Raw genomic sequence first — 419 nt, forward strand, 5'->3', positions numbered from 1 at the left:
TCGCTGCGTAAACAGGATTAGATACCCTGGTAGTCCACGCCGTAAACGATGCTAACTCGTTTTTGGTTTTTCGGAATCAGAGACTAAGCGAAAGTGATAAGTTAGCCACCTGGGGAGTACGTTCGCAAGAATGAAACTCAAAGGAATTGACGGGGGCCCGCACAAGCGGTGGATTATGTGGTTTAATTCGATGATACGCGAGGAACCTTACCAAGGCTTAAATGGGAATTGATTGGTTTAGAAATAGACCGTCCTTCGGGCAATTTTCAAGGTGCTGCATGGTTGTCGTCAGCTCGTGCCGTGAGGTGTTAGGTTAAGTCCTGCAACGAGCGCAACCCCTGTTGTTAGTTGCCAGCGAGTCAAGTCGGGAACTCTAACAAGACTGCCAGTGTAAACTGTGAGGAAGGTGGGGATGACGT

At 48.7% G+C, this 419-nt stretch carries 1 rRNA gene; it reads left to right on the plus strand.

The features are described from left to right. Window positions 1–419 (plus strand): 16S ribosomal RNA (locus tag CIL03_RS19445); the annotation flags it as partial.

Source organism: Virgibacillus indicus (genome assembly GCF_002266285.1).
Taxonomy (GTDB): domain Bacteria; phylum Bacillota; class Bacilli; order Bacillales; family Amphibacillaceae; genus Virgibacillus_K; species Virgibacillus_K indicus.